Below are 20,481 nucleotides of genomic sequence, written 5' to 3'. Positions count from 1 at the left end.
TAAAAAGCCAAGGGATATTGCCTTGGCTTTTTTTATAGCAAAATTTTAAGCCCATTCACTTGCTTTTGCATAGCGAGATGCATTGGCAGGAACGGAGGGGGTGCATGGGGCAATTATGCCCATGTTTTTGACCAGTAAGCCTGATGTTCTGTACTGTTCCACTGACCTTTAATTTGGGCAGCCTGAAAAGAGTCTAATGCCTGAACACGCTGCATGTAATTTAAAGTGGCAGGAAATCTTTGCTTGTCTGGAATTAAATTTAACAGGGCTTCTACTAAAAAGACCATCATGATGTCGGCAGCTGAGAAAGCTTCTCCTGCAAACCATGTGTGTGTTGCAAGATGCTGTTCTATCAATGTCATCTGCTGATAAAGGGTTGGATTGAGAAACTGTCGGTCAAAGGATCGCTTTATTATTCTGATTAAAGGTCGTGCAAAAAAAGGTGACCGATCTACCATTCGAGAAAAAATCTGCTTGAGTGCTAAATTCGGCATCAGCGTTGCATCTGCAAAATTTTTCCAATAAAAATATTGCTGTTTATTTACTGAGTTTGTTGGTTGGAGCTGATGAGGCAATCCATTCGCTAGTAGGCTATCTAAGATGGCGGAAGTCTCTGCTAACACTTGGGGCGGGCTATACATATCATCCACCAAAATTGGAACTTTACCCAAAGGATGAATGTCTTTGAGCCACTCAGGTGCCTCGCCATTGGGGGTACGCTCACAAAAAATAAGCGCATAATCGAGTTGTAAGACTTCAAGCAGCCACACGATGCGCTGTGAGCGAGAGTTACTTAAATGGTAGAGTTTTAACATGGATTTTAATCAGTTCTAGTTCATCGTGTCCGCCAGTTGGGGAATGTGGCCCTGGTGTCCAGTTGTAAAGGCTTGCTCTACGGTGTTGGCTGAGGCTGCCGTCGTCAATGTGAGTGACATCGTGATGATGATACTTTGGGTTTGCTGTTTGATTTGCATCATTTATCCTCCGAATGAGAGTGTTATTGTTAGGCTGTCTGTTGTTCTGCATATCGTTGCTGACAAGAAAAAAGCAGCAAGGTTGCTGCTTTTTATAAATAGAGTGAAAAAGAATCGTAATCTAAAGTGTTGGGCGCCGCTTGGTATGAGCTGAATGATTTTTACTCATGCAGAGAGGGATCAGGTTCAATCAGGGGTTTACCTGAGCGTAGACCTTGCAATGCATCAGCATTGAAGTCAATCAGCAGGGCATTATTTTTAATATCGATTTTATAGCCTTTGATGAGTGCTTGATCGCCATTTAAGGTTTCAACTTTATAGCTGTCCGCAATATTCAGAATACTTTCTAGGTTGGTCGTGGTTGCGGCAAAATCTTCTCTAAATACTTCGTAGATGTCTCTTAAATCAAAAATTGCATTATCAGCATCTGGATGTTTTCGAACATAACTTTCGATATGACGCATCAGAAGTTGTGAAAAAAAGAAGTAATCTGAGTCGTGTGTATATTCTAGATGCATGTTTTTCTCCTTTTGTGCTCATTCTAGAATACTCATCTATTACGCGAACTGTGTATAAAGATAATTAAAGTATTTAGCTGAATTGCAACATATTATGTCGAAATGACAACTTGATTGCGGCCCTGACGTTTGGCTTGATACAGTACATCATCGGCCTGTTTGAATAATTGCTCGATGGAGTGCTGATTTTCAGGCTCACAAATACAAATACCGATACTGATTTGGATCGAAAAGCTCTGTTGTGTTGCATATTCAATCGGGGTTTTACTGATTTGTAAGCGAATTTTTTCTGCACAGAGATAAGCTGCATCGGCATCGGTATTGGACATGAAAATAGCAAACTCTTCACCGCCTAAACGCCCGAGCAGGTCTTGGGGTCTGAGCAGGCTTTGAATGGTATGTACACAGCTTTGCAAGGCACGATCACCCATTTGGTGTCCATAGCTGTCATTCACCTGTTTGAAATGATCAATATCAAGCATCAGGAAAGCCGTGGTTTGTCCTGAACTGGTGGCTTGCTGCTGTAATAATTGTACGGACTGCAGAAATTGACGTCGGGTCAGGCTAGAGGTGAGTTCGTCGTGGGCAATGGTGTGCTGTAGTTCTTGAATCAGTTTGGATCTCAAGATATTGATGCTGGAAACAGTGAGCGGTGCAATGGTCATCATAATCAATCCAAGGCGGATCGAAATGGCGTTGTTTAAAAAGTGTTCTGGATAAAGTAGTAGGTAGTTTTGTGAAACATGATAAATCACAAAGGCGCAACTGATTGAGGTGATGATGGCGACTGAGAAATGGCGATAGCTCAGGGCGCACCAGATGAGTGCTGCAATCGGATACAGCAGTGAACCGGGGCCTGCATCGTAATAGCCAATCGCAATCGAAAAAATAACTGCAAACAAGGGCAAGCTTTGTTGCACGGTCTGGGTTTTAAATTCTTTGAGTTGTTGTTTAAACTCAGAGAAATGCGGCGCGCTGATAATTGCGGGGAGCAGTAACAGCGCATTTTGAATCTCTGCGGTAAACCAGTAGCCAAAATCTGTCCAGAAAGAGCCCAGAGCAAATTTGGTATTGAATAAGGGGAGGGTCAGTGCCGCAAATAAAGAGCTGGCCAAAGCACCAATACAGCAAAAGCTAAACAGAAATAGATAGAAATAGCCCTGATGCATGGAACGGATAAAGGCATTAAATCTGATATATAAAGTCAATGTGGTTAAAACATAGAATAGATTGGCAGAGTTCAGGCAGATATTGAGTAAGAACGGGGTGCCTTGTAAGGTGTCCGCCAGCAAATATCCTACGATTGCACCAATAAAACTGATCGGGTGGCGGGTATGCGGAAAGCGAATCAGCAGCCCGAGCAGAACTGAATTGGCAGGCCAGAAAGAGGCGAGAAAAGTCAGGTGTCTGGTGGCGATGCCAATGAGGCAGCACAGCAGAATTACCCCAGTAAAGAATGCGAATAATTGTAAAAGCGAGCGTGGTTTGAGTACTGCATGGGCTTGAGGCATAGAGACGTGTTTCTATGGCGAGATGAGGTCGCGCTATTATATAAATTCTGTTTAAATTTTCACCATAAAACTACGCCAATGCAATGGTTTAGTTTGTGCTGCAATATATTGGGGCATGTTGATTAAAATACGAATGTTTTTGATTCATCCATAAAGAAAAAAATGATCAATATGCTCTTCTTGATTAGATAATTCGATTTTTAGGGGTGAATTAACCGTGATCTTGGATATATCCGTAAATTTGAGGACAAAATCATCCGAAAGACTAAAGCGCTTCAACTAGCATGAGAAATTAGAAATCAGGTACAATTGGCGGGATTAATTTTGTGTTTGGTGTATTTGAAGGCCAATACATACATTCTTTGTTAAAAATAGGCCTGCCAGGAGTTATCCCCGCATGAGTGCCATTACTCCATACGATTGGGCAATAATTGCCTTCGTGATCGGCGTTACATTTCTTTGCGTTTTTATGCTGACAGTTCCCTTACTCCTCGGGGGTAAAGCATGGGGACGTGCAAAGCAAGAGCAGTTTGAGTCAGGTGTCGTAGGTGCGGGCGGTGCTCGTATCCGCCTGTCAGCCAAATTCTATTTAGTTGCAATTTTCTTTGTGGTTTTCGATCTGGAAGCCCTCTATCTCTACGCTTGGGCAACTTCGGTTCGTGAAGTCGGCTGGGTGGGTTTTGCAACGGCTGCCGTGTTTATTTTAGTTTTATTGATCGGTTTGATTTATGAGCTTTCGACTGGCGCACTTAACTGGGCTCCTTCGGATCGTCGTAAAGCAGCGGGTGTTAAAACCAAAATTGGTTCGCCAAATATGAATATTGCTGACATTACGCGATTCAATAACATTGAAGAGTTAGTTGTCGATCCTACTGGTCATATTCCAGCACAGTCTTCTGGTCGTGTTAAATCAAAAACACCGACTACATCATCATTTGAACAGGAGTAAGTCGGGATGAAATATACTTTAACCCGTGCGAATCCGGATGCCGATCAATATCCATTACAAGATCGTCAAATCGTCACTGATCCACTTGAGGAAGAAGTGAATAAAAGTGTGATGATGACACGTCTTGAGGATGTGTTGCATACAGCCGTGAACTGGGGGCGTAAAAACTCTTTGTGGCCATTTAACTTTGGTACGTCATGCTGCTACGTTGAATATGCAACCACATTAACAGGTGTGCATGACTTGTCACGTTTTGGTGCCGAGGTGATTCGAGCTTCACCACGTCAAGCGGATTTGATGATTGTTGCAGGGACTTGCTTTGTCAAAATGGCGCCTGTAATCCAACGTTTGTATGAACAAATGCTTGAGCCTAAATGGGTCATCTCGATGGGTGCTTGTGCTAACTCAGGTGGTATGTACGACATCTATTCAGTGGTTCAAGGTGTAGACAAAATTATTCCTGTTGATGTGTACATCCCAGGTTGTCCGCCACGTCCAGAAGCATTGATCCAAGCATTGATGTTATTGCAAGACCAAATTCAGCTTGAGCGCCGTCCACTTTCAGCGGTTATTGGTGATGATCTTCAGCCTGTGTATAAGCCAAAGATGATGCCAGAACGTGACCGTAAAAATGCGGAACGTATTGCGGTGAAAAACCTACGCTCTATGGATGACATTAAATAATTTTAACGATGAGTTTTTGACATATTCCATGATGAATATGGTCGTCGGGAAAATTGACAAAATTTGTATTAAATAGGAAGCCAAGCCAATGGCTGAAACTGACATTGCTATGCCAGAATCAACTCCAGTTGATTCACGCCCAGCATTTGCAATCGTAGAAGAGCTCAAAACCAAATTTGGTGAGAACTTCTATGTGCAGGCGACTTTTGAAGAGTTTCCAACAGTCTGGGTTGAGCGCGCACGCGTGCAAGAAGTCCTTATGTTCCTCCGTAAAGTGGAACGTCCTTATGTAATGTTGTTTGACTTGTCTGCGGTCGATGAGCGTTTACGTGTTCACCGTGACGGTTTGCCAGCATCTGACTTTACTGTGTTCTATCACTTGTTATCGCTTGAGCGTAATAGTGATATTCGTATTAAAGTTGCATTGAATGAAAATGATTTAAGCATCCCAACCGCAACCAATATCTGGCCAAATGCCAACTGGTACGAGCGTGAAGCTTACGATATGTTTGGTATCGATTTCGCAGGGCACCCAATGCTCCGTCGTATCTTGTTGCCGACGTATTGGGAAGGTCATCCATTGCGTAAAGAATATTCTGCTCGTGCGACAGAATATACCCCGTACATGCAAGACCAAGCGAAGCAAGATTTCGAACAAGAACACTTACGCTTTGTGCCAGAAGACTGGGGGCTAAAACGCGGTAATGATGACGAAGACTTCATGTTCCTGAACTTGGGTCCTAACCATCCATCTGCGCATGGTGCGTTCCGTGTGGTATTACAGTTAGATGGTGAAGAAGTCAAAGACTGTGTGCCTGATATCGGTTATCACCACCGTGGTGTGGAAAAGATGGCTGAACGTCAAACTTGGCATTCATTCATTCCGTATACCGATCGTGTCGACTACTTGGGTGGTTGTGCGCAAAACATGCCATACGTGATGGCTGTTGAGCAAATGGCAGGGATTCAAGTCCCTGAGCGTGCACAAGTCATTCGTGTGATGTTGAACGAGTTATTCCGTATCAATAACCACTTATTATTCTGTGGTACCGCGATTCAGGATGCGGGCGGTATGACCCCTGTATTCTATATGTTCGCAGACCGTCAGAAAGTCTATGACATCGTTGAAGCGATTACCGGTTACCGTATGCATCCGGCATGGTTCCGTATCGGCGGAACAGCACACGACCTTCCAAACAACTGGCAAAAACTTGTTAAAGAATTGCTAGAGTGGATGCCGAAGCGTTTGAACGAGTACTACACTGCTGCGCTTAAAAACTCAGTCTTTATCGGTCGTACCCGCAACGTTGCGCAATACGATGCGAAATCTGCATTGGCTTGGGGTGTGACAGGGACAGGTTTACGTGCAACGGGTATTGATTTCGACGTGCGTAAATATCGTCCATACAGTGGTTATGAAAACTTCGACTTTGATATTCCAGTGGAATACGAAGGCGATGCCTATGCACGTGTACTGGTTCACTTCCGTGAAATTACTGAATCATTGAAAATCATTCAGCAGTGCTTGGACAACATGCCATCTGGTCCATATAAAGCGGATCATCCATTGGCTGTTCCGCCACCGAAAGATAAGACATTACAAGATATTGAAACCTTGATTACGCACTTCTTAAGCGTATCTTGGGGTCCTGTAATGCCAGCGGGCGAGTCTTCATTTATGACTGAAGTTGTGAAGGGTGCGAGTACCTATTACCTCACTTCTGACAAGTCTACCATGAGTTACCGTACCCGTATTCGTACACCAACGTTCACGCATTTACAGCAAATGCCTTCAGTGATTAACGGCAGTTTGGTTTCTGACTTGATCATTTATTTGGCAACCATTGACGTGGTTATGGCTGACGTGGATCGCTAGGGGTAAACGATTATGATGATTTTGACTGATAAAAAACCACGTGTGAATGTTGAAGGGATTTTGACTGCGGACGAAATTCATGACATCGAACATCACATTGGTCATTACCCGTACCCACGTGCAGCATCTTTGGATGCCTTGAAGTGTGTACAACGCCGTAATGGCTGGGTAGATGATGCACAGATGAATGCGATTGCACAGCTATTGACCATGAGCGTAGCGGATCTGGAAGGTGTTGCAACTTTCTATAACCGTATCTACCGTCAACCTGTTGGCCGTCATGTGATTCTATTGTGTGACTCAATTGCATGCTTCTTGATGGGTGCAGAAACTTTGGCAGAAGCGTTCCAGCGCGAGTTGGGTATCCAGTATGGACAAACCACAGCAGATGGTCGTTTTACCTTGCTCCCAATTTGCTGTTTAGGCAACTGCGATAAAGGTCCAACTTTAATGATTGATGAAGATACTCACGGTCTCGTGGACGTTTCATCGGTTAAACAGTTATTGGAGAAGTATGTATGAATACTGAACCAAAACCAATCTATGGCGACGGTAACCCAGAAACGCATCCATTGACTTGGCGTTTGAGCAAACAAGAATTTGTTCGTGCGGCAGATGAGTACGAAGCACTAGAAGGCTATGCTGGCTTTAAAAAAGCCTTGAGCATGCCACCAAAAGATGTACTTGAAGTCATTAAAGCTGCGACTGTTAAAGGTCGTGGTGGTGCAGGTTTCCCAGCAGGGATTAAATGGTCATTGATGGCGCCAAATGATGGCGGGCCACGCTATTTGATCTGTAATGCCGATGAAATGGAACCAGGTACCTTTAAAGACCGTTTGTTGATGGAAAAACTTCCTCATCAATTGATCGAAGGCATGTTGATTGCAGGTTACACCTTAGAAGCAACTCAAGGTTATATCTTCATCCGTGGTGAATATGTTGAAGCGGCTCAATACTTAAATGAAGCATTAGAGCAAATCCGTGCCAAAGGTTACTTGGGTGACAACATCCTTGGAACAGGCTGGAACTTTGATATGCACGTTCACACAGGCGCAGGTCGTTATATCTGTGGTGAAGAAACTGCATTGATCAACTCGCTTGAAGGTCGCCGCGCCAATCCGCGTACCAAACCGCCATTCCCGCAGGTAGCAGGGGCATGGGGTCGTCCAACGATTGTCAACAACGTTGAAACCTACAATAACTTGCCAGCGATCATGTTGCGTGGCCCAGAGTGGTATATCAACCTGTCTGCGGGTAAATCAAAAGATCCAGGCACCAAAATTTATGGTGCATCAGGCAAAGTTAAATTCCCAGGCCTTTGGGAACTACCATTTGGTACAACTGCGCGTGAAGTGATTGAAGAGCATGCGGGTGGTATGCGCGACGGTCTAACCCTGAAAGCATGGTTACCAGGTGGTGCATCAACCGACTTCTTGGCTGCCGAACACATTGATTTGCCAATGGATTCAGAAACGATCATGAAAGCAGGTTCTCGTTTGGGAACGTGTTTACTCATGGTGGTGGATGAAACCCAATGTATGGTTTCTGCAACACGTAATTTAGAAGAATTCTTTGCGCGTGAATCATGTGGTTTCTGTACACCATGCCGTGATGGTTTACCTTGGGCAGTGAAAGCGCTTAAAGCACTGGAAGCAGGCGAAGGTAAGAAAGAAGATATCGATCATTTACAAGAACTGACGCGTAAATTATGGATCGGTAAAACTTTCTGTGCTCACGCACCAGGTGCGATGGAGCCGCTTATGGGCGCACTTAAATATTTCCGTAACGAGTTCGAAGCTAAGGTTAAAACCCATGCTCCAGCTCTAGACGTAGAACAAGCTTAAGGAATTCGACTATGGCTACAATTCATGTCGATGGAAAATCGTATGAAGTTAACGGCTCAGAAAACTTGCTTCAAGCATGTCTCAGCCTTGGCATCGACATCCCGTATTTTTGTTGGCACCCATCCTTAGGTTCTGTTGGTTCTTGTCGTCAATGTGCGGTGACCCAGTATGCAAATCCTGAGGACACACGTGGACGCTTGGTGATGTCATGTATGACACCTGCTGCCGACAATACCTATATTTCGATTGAAGACAAAGAAGCAACGGATTTCCGTGCGTCGATCGTTGAATTCTTGATGACCAACCACCCACACGACTGTCCAGTCTGTGAAGAAGGTGGTCACTGTCATTTACAAGATATGACGGTGATGACGCAACACGATCGCCGTCGTTATCGCTTTACTAAACGGACTCACTATAACCAAGAGTTGGGTTCGTTTATTGCGCATGAGATGAACCGTTGTATCGCGTGCTATCGTTGTGTGCGTTATTACAAAGACTATGCTGGTGGTACCGACTTTGGTGTCTATGCCAATGCGTCACGTGTTTATTTCGGTCGTCCAGAATCAGGTACTTTAGAATCTGAATTTTCGGGTAACTTGACTGAAGTGTGTCCAACAGGTGTATTTACCGACAAGACCCATTCAGCACGCTATAACCGTAAATGGGACATGCAATATGCGCCAAGCGTATGTTTCGGCTGTTCTTCAGGTTGTAACATCTCTCCGGGTGAGCGTTATGGCGAAATCCGTCGTGTTGAAAACCGTTTCAATGGTTCTGTGAACCAATACTTCCTGTGTGATAAAGGTCGTTTCGGTACAGGCTATGTCAATCGTGAAGATCGTCCACGTCAACCACAGTTCCGCAATGGTGAAACTGTTGCAACCGTAAGCGTTGATCAGGCGCTTGATCAAGTGATTGCACAGCTGAAAGGCAAAAAAGTGTTAGGAATTGGTTCTCCACGCGCAAGCTTGGAATCAAACTACGCACTGCGTGAATTGGTTGGACAAGACAACTACTCAACAGGGATGTCTCAAAAAGAGCAGAACTTGGTTGAGTTAGCCGCATCAATCATGCAAACACAGGGTATCTATAACCCGAACATGCGTGAAATTGAAAGCTATGATGCAGTATTGATCTTGGGTGAAGACTTAACTCAAACTGCACCACGTATGGCCTTGTCTGTGCGCCAAGCTGCGAAAAATAAAGCCAAAGAAATGGCTGCTGCAACACGTACGCCAGACTGGTTGGCTGAACCGGTACAACGTATCGGTCAAGATGCAAAATCACCAATCTATATCCTTGCTGCAACGCAAACGCGTTTAGCGGATGTGGCAACAGGTGAAGTGGTTGCATCGCCAAATGATATCGCACGTTTAGGTTTTGCAGTTGCTGCTGCGGTGAAAGGTGAAGCACTCTCTGGTTTAGCGGATGATGCCAAAGCATTTGCGCAAACCATTGCGGACACCTTGAAAGCTGCGAAAAAGCCATTGATTATTTCGGGCACCAGCTTACAAGATCCTGCCATCATGGAAGCTGCGGCACAAGTTGCGCAGAACCTCGGTGCAAATGCAGGCTTGTCATTGACTGTTCCTGAAGTGAACTCAATGGGCTTGGCATTATTTGGTGGATTAAGTCTAGAACAAGCATTTGCAAAAGACTTTGATACTGTGGTTGTGGTTGAAAATGACTTAACCCGTCGTTTACCAGTGGCACAAGTCAAAGCTGCACTGGATAAAGCTGAAACTGTGATTGTATTGGATCATAGCGAAACTGAAACCTTGAAACTTGCAGATATCGTACTTTCAGCAGCAAGTTTTGCCGAAGGTGATGGTACTGTCGTGAGCCAAGAAGGCCGTGCACAACGTTTCTACCAAGTGTATGACCCAAGCTACTACACGCCAGAATATGCGATCAAAGAATCTTGGCGCTGGTTACATGCCATTGAGACAGGTCTCAAAGGCAAAGCAGTAGACTGGACATTGCTGGATGATGTGATTGAAGACATCGTGAAGAATGTACCAGTACTTGCAGCAATCGAAGATGTTGCACCAGATGCGGGTTACCGTATCCATGGCTTGAAGATTGCACGTGAACCACGTCGTTATTCAGGTCGTACTGCAATTCGTGCGCCGTTATCGATTCACGAACCGAAACAGCCGACTGATCCGGATTCAGCATTAACGTTCTCGATGGAAGGTTATGTCGGAACTCAGACTGCATCTTCATTGGTACCTTTCGCATGGTCTGCGGGCTGGAACTCACCACAAGCTTGGAACAAATACCAAGATGAAGTGGGTGGTCATTTAAAAGGTGGTGATTCTGGTATCCGTCTATTCGATCGTTTAGCTAAACGTCCTGCACGTAGCTATGTTGCACCAACCGCTGTGGTGGTGAACCCTGAAAGTTTCCGTCTTGTGCCAATGCACCATATCTTTGGTTCTGGTGAATTCACTATCAAAACACCTGCAATGGAATCTCGTATTCCTGAAGCGATGTTTGCGGTGGGTGAGCAAGATGCGACTCGCTTGAATGTTCAGGATGGTCAACGAATTACCGTGCAAGCGGGTGAAACCAGCATCAGCTTACCTGTACAAGTGATCGAATATTTACCAACAGGCTATATCGGTTATCCAATTGGTTTAGCACCAACAGTTTCATTGGCAGAGCCTGTGTCTGTGGCGGTAGGAGTGTAATTCATGAATCAAGAAATTATACGTCAAACGCCACTTTGGGCTGAGAACTGGCCAATCGCTTATTCAGTGATTCAAGCCGTGGTGATCTTGCTGGTGGTGGTTTTGGTTGCTGCGTTAATGTCATTTATTGAGCGTCGTCTCTTGGCATTATGGCAAGATCGTTACGGTCCAAACCGTGTTGGTCCTGGCGGTATGTTCCAGATTGTTGCCGACATGCTCAAGATCATGTTCAAAGAAGACTGGACACCAAAGTTTGCTGATAAGCTCACGTTCCGTTTAGCACCAGCCGTTGCGATGGCAACTGCGGTACTTTCGTTTATGGTCATTCCAGTAAGCCCTACACTGGGCGTTGCGGATATGAGTATCGGTCTATTGTTCTTTATGGCAATGGCGGGTATTGCAGTCTATGCAGTGTTATTTGGTGGCTGGGCGTCTAACAACAAATACTCATTACTTGGTGGTCTTCGTTCTGCCGCTCAAACCATTTCTTATGAAGTGTTCTTGGGTATCTCGTTGATGGGTGTGGTTGCAATTGCAGGCTCATTCAACCTTCGTGAAATCGTTGAAGCACAACGTGATATGTGGTTCATCATTCCTCAATTCTTAGGTTTCTTGATCTTTGTGGTTGCGGGTGTTGCCGTTACGCATCGTCATCCATTTGACCAACCAGAAGCTGAGCAAGAATTGGCCGAAGGTTACCATGTCGAATATGGTGGTATGAAGTGGGGGATGTTCTTCGTTGCGGAATATGTCAACGTGGTATTGATCTCTGCCTTGATCGTCACCTTATTCTTCGGCGGATGGCTTGCACCATTCAACTTGGAAATTCCATTTGTTCCACCATTATTCTGGTTCGTGATTAAAACAGCATTCTTTGTAATGATGTTTGTCTTGGCACGTGGTTCGTTAATGCGTCCTCGTTATGACCAAGTGATGAACTTTGGTTGGAAAGTTTGTTTGCCATTGGCGTTGGTCAACTTGTTAGTGACTGGTGCTGTGATTCTGATGAATCAGGCCTAGGACAGCAGGGAGTACAAAATGTATAAAATTCTAGCTGGCTTTGGATCGATTGTACGTTCGTTATGGATGGTGTTCAGCCATGTCACACGTAAACGTGACACGATCTTATATCCAGAAGTACCAGGTGAACAAATTGCACCTCCACGCTATCGTGGTCGTATCGTATTAACACGTGACCCGGATGGTGAAGAGCGTTGTGTGGCATGTAACCTGTGTGCGGTTGCTTGTCCTGTTGGCTGTATTTCATTACAGAAAGCGGAAAAAGAAGATGGACGTTGGTATCCAGAATTTTTCCGTATCAACTTCTCACGCTGCATTTTCTGCGGGATGTGTGAAGAAGCATGTCCAACGACTGCCATTCAGTTGACCCCGGATTTCGAACTGGGTGAATATGTACGTCAAGACTTGGTTTATGAAAAAGAAAACTTACTCATTTCTGGACCGGGTAAATATCCTGACTACAACTTCTACCGTGTTACCGGTATGGCGGTAAGTGGCAAAGAAAAAGGTCAAGCACAGAAAGAAAGTGCACCAGTAGATGTACGGAGCTTATTACCATGATGTGGCCATTTTATTTGATGGCACTTGTGGCCATCGTTTCGACGATTCGTGTTGTAACCAATACGAATCCAGTGCATGCACTGTTAAGTTTGATCGTTTCTCTTCTAGCGGTTGCTGGTATTTTCATGATCGTGGGTGCGCCGTTCGCGGCTGCCCTTGAGATCATCGTTTATGCTGGTGCCATCATGGTCTTGTTCGTTTTTGTTGTAATGATGCTGAATCTTGGACAAGAAACCATTGAACAAGAGCGTAAATGGTTGAGTTCAGACGCTTGGGCTTTTCCTGCACTGATGAGCTTTTTATTGGCTTTGATCTTGGTGTGGATGCTGGGTGGTGAATACACCACAATTTCTGCACCTATGGGGACAGAAATTGTAGGTCCGAAAGCTGTCGGTCAAGCGCTATTTACTCACTATCTATTATTGGTAGAAGTTGCCGCGATGTTATTGCTTGCAGCACTGGTTGCAGCATTCCACTTAGGCAAACGTGAACCAGGTGCAGAAGAGGATAAAGAATAATGGGACACATCCCTTTAGAACATGGTTTGATCGTTGCAACCATCCTTTTTGCACTGGGTTTTTACGGTGTAATGGTGCGACGTAACCTTTTATTTATGCTAATGAGCCTTGAAGTGATGATGAATGCCGCTGCGCTGGCATTCGTTTTAGCGGGTAGCGTTTGGGCGCAGCCAGATGGACAGATCATGTTCATTCTGATTTTGACGCTTGCTGCAGCAGAGGCATGTATCGGTCTTGCGATCGTCCTTCAGTTTTATCATCGCTTCCATCATCTGGATGTGGATGCTGCTAGTGAGATGCGCGGATGAGTACATTATATTTAACCATTTTATTTCCGCTCATTGGTTTTATCCTCTTGGCGGCAGGGCGTAATAAACTGTCTGAAAACCTGGCAGCTATTATTGGTGTTGGTTCAGTCGGTTTGTCTGCGTTATTCGCTTTAATTGCGGGTCTTGCATTTACCAGCAGCGGCCAAACTGTTTTTGTTCAACATTTATGGACATGGTTCAGTGTTGGCGGTTTTGAGCCAGGTATCAGCTTGCACCTTGATGGTTTGTCATTACTGATGACAGGCATGATCACGGGTGTTGGTTTCCTGATTCACATCTTCGCATCTTGGTATATGCGTGGTGAAGAAGATTACGCACGTTTCTTCTCTTATTTCAACCTGTTCGTTGCCAGCATGTTGTTGTTGGTACTCGGCGATAACCTGGCGTTATTGTTCTTGGGTTGGGAAGGTGTAGGTCTGTGTTCATACCTGTTGATTGGTTTCTACTACTCGAACCCTGCAAATGGTTGGGCAGCAATCAAGGCATTTACCGTAACACGTGTGGGTGACGTTTTCTTACTCATCGCACTGTTCTTGCTCTATCAACAGTTTGGTACGTTGAATACCCAGTACATTGTTGAAAATGCAGCGACTGTGATGACACAAAGTTCATCATTGTCGATCTGGACAGCATTGATGTTGTTCTTGGGTGCGGCAGGTAAATCAGCGCAAATTCCATTACAAACTTGGTTAGCCGATGCGATGGCTGGTCCTACACCAGTATCTGCATTGATCCACGCTGCGACCATGGTCACAGCAGGTGTGTACTTATGCTGCCGTATGTTCTCTGTGATGGAAATGGCGCCAGCAGTGATGCAGTTCATTTCGATTACTGGTGCTGTGACTTTGCTGGTTGCTGGCTTTGCGGCCTTGGTTCAAACCGATATCAAACGTATCTTGGCTTACTCAACCATGAGTCAGCTCGGTTATATGTTTATGGCGGTGGGTGCGGAAGCATACCAAGCGGGCTTATTCCACATGTTGGCTCACGCATTCTTCAAAGCGTTATTGTTCCTTTCTTCAGGTGCCGTAATTCTTGCATGTCATCATGAACAAAACATTTTCAAAATGGGTGGATTACGTCATAAGATTCCATTTGTATTCTGGTGTTTCGTGATCGGTGGTGGCGCATTGGCAGCACTTCCAATCGTGACGGTTGGCTTCTTCTCTAAAGATGCGATCTTGGGTGCAGTCTATGCACAGTCGGCTATTGCCAATCTTCCGCTTTACCATACCTTGTACTGGGTGGGTGTAGCAGGTGCATTCTTAACCTCTATTTATACCTTCCGTTTAATCTGGGTGGTGTTCTTTGGTGAAGAGAAAACCCATGCACATGCGATTCATGGTGTGACTTACTGGGCGCCGCTTGCAATCCTTGCTGCGTTGTCAACAGGTATTGGTTACTTCCTGCAAGCGCCAGTTGCAAAATTGTTGACTGCTGCAAGCATTCCAAGTTTTGTGATTCCTGAAAGCTTAGAAGCGGCTGTTGCACATGCTGAACATTTAGCAAGTGGTGTTGCCCTTGTTGGTTTAGCTGTCGGTATCTTCTTATTTGCCTTTGCGTATGGTGCAGTTAAATCATTTGCTCAGACCTCTCTGGGTTCAGGTTTAGCACATATTTGCCGTACTGCATTTGGTTTCGATGCTTTGTATAACATCGTATTTGTAAAACCTTATTTATTGATTGCGAAAATTTTAGGTCGTGATCCTGTTGACGGGTTATGGTTGTTACTGCCTGCCATTGTGAAGGGTGGGAATAGCTTTACCAGTTCGCGTCAAACTGGTTCATTACGTGAATACGCATCAAGCATGTCACTCGGTGTAGTGGTGTTATTGATGATCTTGATCGTGATTCAGGTTGTGGGGAAATAAAATGGAAAACAATTTAATTTTACCCGCACTGATTTTAGTTCCTTTCATTGCTGGTTTTATTTGTTGGTTGGTTGATAAATACGACCAACATTTACCGCGTTGGATTGCCTTGATTGGTATGCTCATTACCTTTGGTTTGGGCATTGCACTTTGGCAAAGTGGTACATTTAGCTACGAGTTGGGCAGTAAAGTTCCGACTTGGGCGGCTGAATTCCATCTTCCTTGGATTCAGACTTTAGGCATCAGCATTCACTTGGCAGTGGATGGTTTATCTCTGCTTATGGTGTTGCTGACTGCATTACTGGGTGTACTTGCAGTAGGCTGTTCATGGGGCGAGATCCAAAAGAACGTAGGTTTCTTCCATTTAAACCTCCTGTGGAGTTTAGGTGGGGTCATCGGTGTATTCTTGGCGATTGACTTATTCCTGTTCTTCTTCTTCTGGGAGATGATGCTGGTACCAATCTACTTCCTGATTGCGTTATGGGGTCATAAAGGTTCGAATGGTCGTTCACGTGTTTACGCTGCAACCAAGTTCTTCCTCTATACACAAATCGCGGGTTTGATCATGTTGATCGGTATCTTAGGCTTAGTGGTCTATGGATACATGATGACCGGTATGATCGGCTTCGATTACAACTACCTTTTGGCCGTTGCGAACCACTTACCACCTGAAGTTGCTTATGCATTCATGCTGTGTTTCTTCATCGGTTTTGCGGTGAAATTACCTGTCTTCCCATTACACGGTTGGTTGCCTGATGCGCATGCGCAAGCACCAACAGCGGGTTCTGTGGATTTAGCGGGTATTTTGATTAAGACAGCAGCATACGGTTTGATTCGTTTCGTGATTCCATTCTTCCCGGCAGCTTCAGCGCAGTTCGCTGACATTGCCATTATTTTGGGCTTGATTGGTATTTTCTACGGTGCATTCCTTGCGTACCAGCAAACAGACATGAAACGTTTACTTGCGTACACGTCGATTTCACACATGGGTTTCATCTTACTTGCAATTTATGCAGGTAATATCCTGACCTTCCAAGGCTTAATGATCATGATGTTGGCACATGGCTTGTCATCTGCGGCATTGTTCATTATGTCGGGTCAAGTGTATGAGCGTGTACATACCCGTGACTTGCGCTTGATGGGCGGTCTTCGTGGTCAACTGCAATACCTGCCATTCTTCTTGATGTTCTTTGTTGCAGCACTCGTGGGTGTACCAGGTTTAGGTAACTTTATTGGTGAATTCCTGATCCTGATGGGTTCATTCAAAGCCTATCCAGCCTTCACCATTATTGCTGCAGTAAGTTTGGTGTTTGCAGGTCTTTATGGTCTGATTCTGATTCACAAAGCGTTATTTGGTGAACCAAATTCAGAACAAAAGCAGCACTACACGACACCATTGAAAGATTTATCTGCACGTGAAGTCAGCATTTTGATGGTCTGTGCGATCGGTTTGCTTTGGTTAGGTCTTTATCCACAAACTTTCTTGGATATGTCTCATTCAAGCATGCAGTGGTTGGTCAATAGTTATTTGCCAGTACAAGAAGTTGTTGAAACTGTTCAACAGGCTACAACCCAACTAGAACATGTGGAGATGCAATAAATCATGAACTTCACAATTTCTTTTTCTGAGCTTATGCCGCTAGCGCCAGTGATGATTGTGGCTTTGACTGCAATCGTAGTGATGTTGTTGACTGCGATTAAACGCAATCACAACCTTATTGCGACAACTTCGGTTGTCGGTTTAAACCTTGCTGCGATTTATATCGGCTATACCGTATTTAGCGGACACTTTGTGCCGGTTAACGTGATGGGCATGTTTATGGTTGATCCATTTACCATGCTCTATCAATTCCTGATTTTGATTGCTGCTTTGGCGTGCTGCACCTTGTCTCATGCTTATATTGAGACTTATAAGGAAAACCGCGAAGAACTGTATATCTTGTTACTGTGTTCAGTGACAGGTGCAATGTTATTGGTGGCAAGTTCGCATTATGCAGCTTTCTTCATCAGCTTGGAGTTGATGTCGATTCCTGTATACGGCATGTTGGCCTATACCTATCAACGTGGTCAGTCTTTGGAAGCAGGGATTAAATACCTAGTGCTTTCAGCAACTGCTTCTGCTATGTTGTTGATGGGTATGGCATACATCTATGCTTATACAGGTTCCTTGTCATTCTATGATTCGGTACAAGCCTTGTTTACGGCAATCCAGCAACCCATGGTGTTGTTGGGCCTTGGCTTAATTATTTTTGCGGTTGCGTTTAAACTTTCACTTGCGCCATTCCATAAATGGACGCCAGATGTGTATGCGGGTGCACCAGCACCAATGGCAACCTTTTTGGCAACAGTTGCGAAAGTGGCAACGATTGGTCTATTTGTACGCTACCTACTGACTTCTGGTGCAATTCTGGTTGAATCATTAGTAACTGTGTTAACCATTATCGCGGTATTGTCGATTGTGGTAGGTAACTTACTTGCAGTACGTCAAGTGAATTTGAAGCGTATCTTGGGTTATTCATCAATTGCGCACTTTGGTTACTTGTTGATTGCTTTAATCAGCATGACTTATGCAAGCTTAGGCAGTGTAACAGTTTATGTGATTACTTATGTGCTCACCACAATCGGTGCGTTTGGTGCTGTGGCATTAATGTCGAGCCCATATAACAACGTAGATGAAGCACAAAGTCTTGCAGACTATCGTGGTTTGTTCTGGCGCCGTCCGATCTTGACTGCAACTTTAACCGTGATGATGTTGTCTTTAGCGGGTATCCCATTAACAGCGGGCTTTATTGGTAAGTTCCTTGTGGTGATGGCTGCAGTAACAACACAACACTGGTTCTTGGCTGCGATGATCGTGGTGGGTAGTGGTATCGGTTTGTACTATTACTTGCGTGTGATGGTGGTGATGTATATGACCCCACCAGACGTACCTCGTATTGATGCTGATGCGCATTGGGGAACCAAAGTCGGTGGTCTGATGGTACTTGCTGCTGCGTTATTGGTATTCGTACTCGGTGTCTATCCAGACCCAATGATTAACTTGGCATTGAAGTCAGAGATTCTTTCTCCATTGCACTTTATGATGTCTCAACAACAGTAATCGTCGGATTTGTACAAAAAAGCCTCCAAAGTTGGGGGCTTTTTTATTGATGAGTAAAAAAACACTTTATAATAGAACGAGATTAACATTACCTAGGTACTCACTCGTGTCGATTCAAGAAATTCGTCATCCGCTTATTCGCCATAAACTTGGTTTACTACGTCGCTCTGACATCAGTACCAAGAATTTTCGTGAATTAGCGCAAGAAGTCACGATGTTACTGACTTATGAAGCAACAAAGGATCTTCCTGTTGTTGATCATGAAATTGATGGGTGGGCAGGGAAAGTCTCAACTCAACGTATCGCAGGGAAAAAAATCACCATTGTACCGATTCTACGTGCAGGTATTGGTATGCTCGAAGGTGTACTAAGCTTGATTCCAAGTGCTAAGGTCAGTGTCTTGGGGTTGGAACGTGATGAAGCGACTTTAGAAGTGCGCACCTACTACAAAAAGTTAGTGCCTGATGTTGCTAATCGTTTAGCCATGATCATTGATCCAATGCTGGCAACAGGAAATTCTTTAATTGCAGCAATTGATGTCTTGAAAGCAAGTGGCTGTAAAGATATCCGTGTCATGATTTTGGTCGCTGCACCAGAGGGCATTGCCAAAGTTGAAGCTGCGCATCCAGATGTCCGTATTTATACCGCTTCGGTTGACCAAGGTCTGAATGAAGAAGGTTATATTGTTCCTGGTTTGGGCGATGCTGGTGACAAAATTTTTGGTAGCGTGCAAAAAGACTAATTTTTGTCATATTGAGAAAAAGAGACTGAGTCCAACCGTAGAGCATTTCAGGAAGGATTGAAAGTCTCTTTTTTATTTCTATATACTGTAATGATTGCATTGAGAACGTAGGATAAAGGTCATGGCACAAGAGTTCTATCAAGGAAAAGTCAAACAATATAATCCTGATAAAGGATTTGGTTTTATTGCAACTTCTGAAGGAGATATCTTTTTTCATATCTCAGATTTTCCTGCAGAAGAAGGCGAGCCGAAAAGAAATGAAAAAGTGAAATTTGTCGCGCTGGAAAATGATGGAAAGTTTAAAGCAACACAAATTGAGCGTATTGATCCTAATCCAGCGAAAACCAAGAAGACCAAAATTGCCAATCACAATAAGTCGATTACCACAGAGTTGCTGTCAAATTTTCGACGCTAATTGTGATGATTGATATTTTTCAATCTTAGAATTTGGTTTAGGTACATGATAAAAGGGGCTTTCTAGCCTCTTTTTGATTAGAATAGGGTGCAATATAAAAATAGAGTGTTGATGATGTTTCTTGAGGGAAAAATTAAAAAATATAATGCAGAGAGAGGTTTTGGTTTTATTGAATTAGACGGGGATCAAAAGGATCTATTCTTCCATATTGGTGATTTTCCACAAGCAGCGGGTGAGCCTCGACTGGGAGAAAAACTTAAATTTATTATGGTGGAGGACAGGGGAAAATTTAAAGCAGCCAATATTGTTCGTTTGGATTTAAAACCAGCACCAGTCAAGTATGCTTCTCCATCTAGCAGTATTTTGATGAAAACCGTTAAGTTAGATCGTACTCAGTCAGCGACCAAAGCTGGAAAGCTATTTACGGTTGTTGGCTTAATTGTCATTGTGATTTTAGCGGCTTTGGTATTTCAGAAATATCAGTCTTATCAGCAATCAAAAAAATTAAGAGCAGCACAACTGATCGAGGAACAAAAGCAGATTATTGCAGAACAACGCAACGCAGTTAGTGACCTACCTGAAGTAAAGCTGTCAGCAAAAACAGAGAGAGCTTTGCAACATGATCAGAGACAGCCGACCCAAGCAGCACCAGCAACAACTGCTGTAGCTACTCAGTTTAGCTGTGATGGGCGTGAACATTGTTCGCAAATGCGATCTTATGAAGAGGCTGTCTTCTTCTTAAGAAATTGTCCGAATACCAAGATGGATGGAGATGGTGACGGTATACCTTGTGAGCGTCAATTTGGACACTAAGCATGCAAACCATGATATTTAACGATATGCTGCCGATATCTTTGAATTCTGATCATGAGA

Annotated in this window: 19 protein-coding genes; 16 read left to right on the top strand and 3 right to left on the bottom strand. The window is 44.2% G+C overall.

Going from position 1 to position 20,481, the window contains the following annotated elements:
* Positions 1-113: 113 nt before the first annotated feature.
* From Aba26S_RS06280 to Aba26S_RS06270, 3 genes are all read right to left on the bottom strand, one after another.
* Positions 114-815 carry a glutathione S-transferase gene (locus Aba26S_RS06280; protein ID WP_043970815.1) on the bottom strand — a complete coding sequence of 234 codons (702 nt, stop codon included), beginning with the start codon at positions 813-815 and terminating at the stop codon, positions 114-116.
* Positions 816-1,135: 320 nt separating this feature from the next.
* The gene (locus Aba26S_RS06275; RefSeq protein ID WP_005239477.1) at positions 1,136-1,492 is read right to left on the bottom strand and encodes a hypothetical protein; all 357 of its coding nucleotides are present in this window, start codon (positions 1,490-1,492) and stop codon (positions 1,136-1,138) included.
* 92 nt (positions 1,493-1,584) lie between these two features.
* Positions 1,585-3,003, bottom strand: a complete 1,419-nt coding sequence (locus Aba26S_RS06270; protein ID WP_005239476.1) for a GGDEF domain-containing protein — start codon at positions 3,001-3,003, stop codon at positions 1,585-1,587.
* A 397-nt stretch (positions 3,004-3,400) separates the two neighbouring features.
* On the opposite strand from Aba26S_RS06270, the gene ndhC reads away from it, so the two are divergent.
* The 16 genes from ndhC to Aba26S_RS06190 all read left to right on the top strand — a co-directional run bounded on the left by ndhC (position 3,401) and on the right by Aba26S_RS06190 (position 20,421).
* The gene (gene ndhC / locus Aba26S_RS06265) at positions 3,401-3,952 is read left to right on the top strand and encodes an NADH-quinone oxidoreductase subunit A (RefSeq protein ID WP_005239474.1); all 552 of its coding nucleotides are present in this window, start codon (positions 3,401-3,403) and stop codon (positions 3,950-3,952) included.
* A gap of 6 nt (positions 3,953-3,958) precedes the next feature.
* Positions 3,959-4,636: an NADH-quinone oxidoreductase subunit B family protein gene (locus tag Aba26S_RS06260; RefSeq protein WP_004655450.1), complete on the top strand. Its 678-nt coding sequence runs from the start codon at positions 3,959-3,961 to the stop codon at positions 4,634-4,636.
* Between the two features lie 88 nt (positions 4,637-4,724).
* The gene (gene nuoC, locus Aba26S_RS06255) at positions 4,725-6,512 is read left to right on the top strand and encodes an NADH-quinone oxidoreductase subunit C/D (protein WP_005239472.1); all 1,788 of its coding nucleotides are present in this window, start codon (positions 4,725-4,727) and stop codon (positions 6,510-6,512) included.
* Between the two features lie 12 nt (positions 6,513-6,524).
* On the top strand, positions 6,525-7,034 hold the full coding sequence (gene nuoE, locus Aba26S_RS06250) for an NADH-quinone oxidoreductase subunit NuoE (protein ID WP_004804770.1): 510 nt from the start codon (positions 6,525-6,527) through the stop codon (positions 7,032-7,034).
* The gene (gene nuoF, locus Aba26S_RS06245) at positions 7,031-8,356 is read left to right on the top strand and encodes an NADH-quinone oxidoreductase subunit NuoF (RefSeq protein ID WP_005239469.1); all 1,326 of its coding nucleotides are present in this window, start codon (positions 7,031-7,033) and stop codon (positions 8,354-8,356) included. Before nuoE ends, nuoF begins: the two co-directional genes overlap by 4 nt.
* 11 nt (positions 8,357-8,367) lie before the next feature.
* On the top strand, positions 8,368-11,052 hold the full coding sequence (nuoG, locus tag Aba26S_RS06240) for an NADH-quinone oxidoreductase subunit NuoG (RefSeq protein WP_043970809.1): 2,685 nt from the start codon (positions 8,368-8,370) through the stop codon (positions 11,050-11,052).
* A 3-nt stretch (positions 11,053-11,055) separates the two neighbouring features.
* A complete protein-coding gene (nuoH, locus tag Aba26S_RS06235; RefSeq protein ID WP_005151242.1) occupies positions 11,056-12,072 on the top strand; it encodes an NADH-quinone oxidoreductase subunit NuoH in 1,017 nt (338 codons plus the stop codon).
* Between the two features lie 18 nt (positions 12,073-12,090).
* Positions 12,091-12,633, top strand: a complete 543-nt coding sequence (gene nuoI / locus Aba26S_RS06230) for an NADH-quinone oxidoreductase subunit NuoI (protein ID WP_005239465.1) — start codon at positions 12,091-12,093, stop codon at positions 12,631-12,633.
* Entirely contained in the window at positions 12,633-13,151 is a 519-nt protein-coding gene (gene nuoJ, locus Aba26S_RS06225; protein WP_171057844.1) for an NADH-quinone oxidoreductase subunit J, read from the top strand. Before nuoI ends, nuoJ begins: the two co-directional genes overlap by 1 nt.
* Positions 13,151-13,459 carry an NADH-quinone oxidoreductase subunit NuoK gene (gene nuoK / locus Aba26S_RS06220; protein ID WP_004655436.1) on the top strand — a complete coding sequence of 103 codons (309 nt, stop codon included), beginning with the start codon at positions 13,151-13,153 and terminating at the stop codon, positions 13,457-13,459. The genes nuoJ and nuoK overlap by 1 nt, the downstream gene beginning before the upstream one ends.
* Positions 13,456-15,351 (top strand): NADH-quinone oxidoreductase subunit L, encoded by a 1,896-nt coding sequence (gene nuoL / locus Aba26S_RS06215; protein WP_005239461.1) that lies wholly within the window; start codon positions 13,456-13,458, stop codon positions 15,349-15,351. The genes nuoK and nuoL overlap by 4 nt, the downstream gene beginning before the upstream one ends.
* Position 15,352: 1 nt before the next feature.
* Positions 15,353-16,951: an NADH-quinone oxidoreductase subunit M gene (gene nuoM / locus Aba26S_RS06210; RefSeq protein ID WP_043970805.1), complete on the top strand. Its 1,599-nt coding sequence runs from the start codon at positions 15,353-15,355 to the stop codon at positions 16,949-16,951.
* A 3-nt stretch (positions 16,952-16,954) separates the two neighbouring features.
* Positions 16,955-18,451: an NADH-quinone oxidoreductase subunit NuoN gene (gene nuoN, locus Aba26S_RS06205; protein WP_043970803.1), complete on the top strand. Its 1,497-nt coding sequence runs from the start codon at positions 16,955-16,957 to the stop codon at positions 18,449-18,451.
* A gap of 106 nt (positions 18,452-18,557) precedes the next feature.
* Positions 18,558-19,193 carry a uracil phosphoribosyltransferase gene (gene upp / locus Aba26S_RS06200; protein WP_005239456.1) on the top strand — a complete coding sequence of 212 codons (636 nt, stop codon included), beginning with the start codon at positions 18,558-18,560 and terminating at the stop codon, positions 19,191-19,193.
* Between the two features lie 121 nt (positions 19,194-19,314).
* Positions 19,315-19,608 carry a cold shock domain-containing protein gene (locus Aba26S_RS06195; protein ID WP_005239454.1) on the top strand — a complete coding sequence of 98 codons (294 nt, stop codon included), beginning with the start codon at positions 19,315-19,317 and terminating at the stop codon, positions 19,606-19,608.
* Between the two features lie 114 nt (positions 19,609-19,722).
* Entirely contained in the window at positions 19,723-20,421 is a 699-nt protein-coding gene (locus tag Aba26S_RS06190) for a cold shock domain-containing protein (protein WP_043970801.1), read from the top strand.
* Positions 20,422-20,481: the final 60 nt, after the last annotated feature.

Source organism: Acinetobacter sp. NBRC 110496, assembly GCF_000876115.1.
Classification (GTDB): domain Bacteria; phylum Pseudomonadota; class Gammaproteobacteria; order Pseudomonadales; family Moraxellaceae; genus Acinetobacter.
This window is presented reverse-complemented; position numbering and strand designations above follow the sequence as displayed.

Coding starts and splice junctions, on each gene's coding strand:
- Aba26S_RS06280 (WP_043970815.1), bottom strand. CDS start 815: ATGTTAAAACTCTACCATTTAAGTAACTCTCGCTCACAGCGCATCGTG.
- Aba26S_RS06275 (WP_005239477.1), bottom strand. CDS start 1,492: ATGCATCTAGAATATACACACGACTCAGATTACTTCTTTTTTTCACAA.
- Aba26S_RS06270 (WP_005239476.1), bottom strand. CDS start 3,003: ATGCCTCAAGCCCATGCAGTACTCAAACCACGCTCGCTTTTACAATTA.
- ndhC (WP_005239474.1), top strand. CDS start 3,401: ATGAGTGCCATTACTCCATACGATTGGGCAATAATTGCCTTCGTGATC.
- Aba26S_RS06260 (WP_004655450.1), top strand. CDS start 3,959: ATGAAATATACTTTAACCCGTGCGAATCCGGATGCCGATCAATATCCA.
- nuoC (WP_005239472.1), top strand. CDS start 4,725: ATGGCTGAAACTGACATTGCTATGCCAGAATCAACTCCAGTTGATTCA.
- nuoE (WP_004804770.1), top strand. CDS start 6,525: ATGATGATTTTGACTGATAAAAAACCACGTGTGAATGTTGAAGGGATT.
- nuoF (WP_005239469.1), top strand. CDS start 7,031: ATGAATACTGAACCAAAACCAATCTATGGCGACGGTAACCCAGAAACG.
- nuoG (WP_043970809.1), top strand. CDS start 8,368: ATGGCTACAATTCATGTCGATGGAAAATCGTATGAAGTTAACGGCTCA.
- nuoH (WP_005151242.1), top strand. CDS start 11,056: ATGAATCAAGAAATTATACGTCAAACGCCACTTTGGGCTGAGAACTGG.
- nuoI (WP_005239465.1), top strand. CDS start 12,091: ATGTATAAAATTCTAGCTGGCTTTGGATCGATTGTACGTTCGTTATGG.
- nuoJ (WP_171057844.1), top strand. CDS start 12,633: ATGTGGCCATTTTATTTGATGGCACTTGTGGCCATCGTTTCGACGATT.
- nuoK (WP_004655436.1), top strand. CDS start 13,151: ATGGGACACATCCCTTTAGAACATGGTTTGATCGTTGCAACCATCCTT.
- nuoL (WP_005239461.1), top strand. CDS start 13,456: ATGAGTACATTATATTTAACCATTTTATTTCCGCTCATTGGTTTTATC.
- nuoM (WP_043970805.1), top strand. CDS start 15,353: ATGGAAAACAATTTAATTTTACCCGCACTGATTTTAGTTCCTTTCATT.
- nuoN (WP_043970803.1), top strand. CDS start 16,955: ATGAACTTCACAATTTCTTTTTCTGAGCTTATGCCGCTAGCGCCAGTG.
- Aba26S_RS06195 (WP_005239454.1), top strand. CDS start 19,315: ATGGCACAAGAGTTCTATCAAGGAAAAGTCAAACAATATAATCCTGAT.
- Aba26S_RS06190 (WP_043970801.1), top strand. CDS start 19,723: ATGTTTCTTGAGGGAAAAATTAAAAAATATAATGCAGAGAGAGGTTTT.